Origin of the sequence: Rubrilithobacter danxiaensis, assembly GCF_047272945.1 — a bacterium.
GTDB lineage: Bacteria > Bacteroidota > Bacteroidia > Sphingobacteriales > Sphingobacteriaceae > Rubrolithibacter > Rubrolithibacter danxiaensis.
Genome location: NZ_JBKOPS010000031.1, coordinates 1 through 2,121, shown reverse-complemented (window position 1 = coordinate 2,121; position 2,121 = coordinate 1). Strand labels below are relative to the sequence as shown.

The window sequence follows — 2,121 nt, the reverse complement described above, 5'->3', positions numbered from 1 at the left end:
TCGTTTGTAACCTTAACAGTGTAAAGAACCTACCGTGGATAGAAGGAATAAGTAAAGAAGTAGAAAAAGAACTTAGCTTACAGCTTTAAAATATACAACATCTTGTAATAAGGGCACTCTAATGAGTACCCTTACCTGTTTTAGCTTTTAAATTATAATCTACTTAATTTCATCAATAACGCTTATTGACAGTTATAAGTCAGATCATATCCCATGTTACCAGCCTTGAAGGAAGTTACATTTCCATCTGCATCTTTATTGTAAGTGAATTCAACATCTGATATAAATTGGGACTTTGGACTAACTTCAATCTTACTGATAGAATTCTTTGAAGCTTTTCCAAGAAATTGAGACACGAGCGACGGGCTAAAATCATACATAGAAAAAACATTTTTAAATATATATCCATACAGGAGGTCATTCTTTAAAGGCTCATTTGTATATGAAATATTGAAGGTTGTAGAACCTTTAACAACCTTTGTTAAGTTCCCATCTGTATAAGTAAACGATGCTGTGTTTCCAGATTTAGGCATATTCATTTCACTTAAGTAACCTTCAGCGTTATAAGTAAAGGTGATAGGATTGCCAGTATAAGGTTCTATCATGCCCGATATCCTTCCTTGTGCATCAAGACTGAATTTCTCCTTGCCATCAACTATAATTTTATCAGCTTGATATTCATATAAATGATCAGCAATGAATTCTGTTGAAACTGTATGGATTTTAGATAACCTTCCCTTATCATCATAACTATAACTTTCTGTTTGCCAAACAGAAGAATCTCTCATACCATCAGATGTTAGAGATTTGGTTTTGATAGAAGCAATCTTGCATTCTGTAGTTTTAGGAGTACTGTCAGTAACTTCTTCATTTTTAGAACATGAGCCTAACATCAGCGATGCTGATAACATTAATAATAAAACGTGTTTCATAATTGTGATTGTTAATTGATTTTTAATATTGATTTAGCTTCGATTAGTTCCTATAGTTGCCGTCTTTATCAAACTTATCCTGCTCAAATATTAAGCTGTAAGCAAACTTTAGTATTACAAGAGCTACTATAGCCCCAATGAATGTTCCCATGTTTTTTATTTGTTTTTGATTTCCTTTGTAGTGGCAATTATTCCTTTTATGATTAGCATCAGAGCTATACCTGCTCCTATAATTATGAGTACTGTCATACTGAAAATTTTAATTTGGTAGTTCACAAACGTTATAAATGAATTGAGTACTCTCATCTGCAGTAATGAGTTTCAGTTGCAGAAATCCATCAGGAGAAAGAAGTTTCACAACAGTAAAAGCTTCTTTATTTTGATTCTCTACTTTCCAATGAAGAAGCTTATTTCCATTGTAGTCTGTAAGCTCAATTGAAGAGGTCTTTCGATATTCAGTTTGTTGTGATTCAGTTCCAATTACCATTGTTTTACCTTCTTTTGATATCTCAATCATTTTTTGATCGCTGAATGGTTCAGTCTGTTTGATAACATTGAAATTCTTAAATGTCATCTCAGAAATAATATAGAACGATGTATCGCCATTACGGATTTTATTGTAGTCAGAATTAGTAATGGAGTGTTGTTTTGACTGCATCAAAACCCTTATCATATTGATAAAACTTTGTGACGGTTTAACAGGTTTTGGATCTGGCTTAACTGAGGGAGTATGGTTAACAGTGGTTTGGGCTGGAACTTTTTTATATACTTCTGAGTTACCCTGAAGATCAAACTGAACCTTTAAATTGCAGGGTGAGCAGGAGAAGGTCATTGACGAGTTAGACAACACTCTATAGGTCCTTTTACAGCTAGGGCAAGAGGTATTGATTATGTCCATAAAATTTAAAGACTCCGAATAGTCCTAAATCGGTGGGTTAATAAACACAATAAGCGCAGGACTGAGCTTGGTTTGCGTCTTAGAGGCCCTAGGAGACCGTACAACAACAAACAAGTCAGCACCCACGCTTATCGCATGGGCGTTGAACTCATCTGTTCTTGTTGTACTCTGAAATTTCCTAGGTTTCTAAGACAAGAACCGATAGCTAACGCTTATATTTTAATTTAAATAGTTGTAATCAAGTTTGTTATTTCTGAGAGCTTACCTCCATTTCTAATTATACTAAGGTAC

2 protein-coding genes are annotated in these 2,121 nt (G+C 34.0%); both read right to left on the bottom strand.

Annotated elements, in window-relative coordinates; all coding sequences use genetic code 11:
* Positions 1-182: 182 nt before the first annotated feature.
* Positions 183-932: a DUF4595 domain-containing protein gene (locus ACLCDL_RS17845; RefSeq protein ID WP_423149772.1), complete on the bottom strand. Its 750-nt coding sequence runs from the start codon at positions 930-932 to the stop codon at positions 183-185.
* A gap of 259 nt (positions 933-1,191) precedes the next feature.
* A complete protein-coding gene (locus ACLCDL_RS17840; RefSeq protein WP_423149771.1) occupies positions 1,192-1,779 on the bottom strand; it encodes a hypothetical protein in 588 nt (195 codons plus the stop codon).
* Positions 1,780-2,121 lie beyond the last annotated feature (342 nt).

Bases quoted from the DNA above. Each gene is read 5' to 3' on its own strand.
- ACLCDL_RS17845 (WP_423149772.1), bottom strand. From the start codon at position 932: ATGAAACACGTTTTATTATTAATGTTATCAGCATCGCTGATGTTAGGC.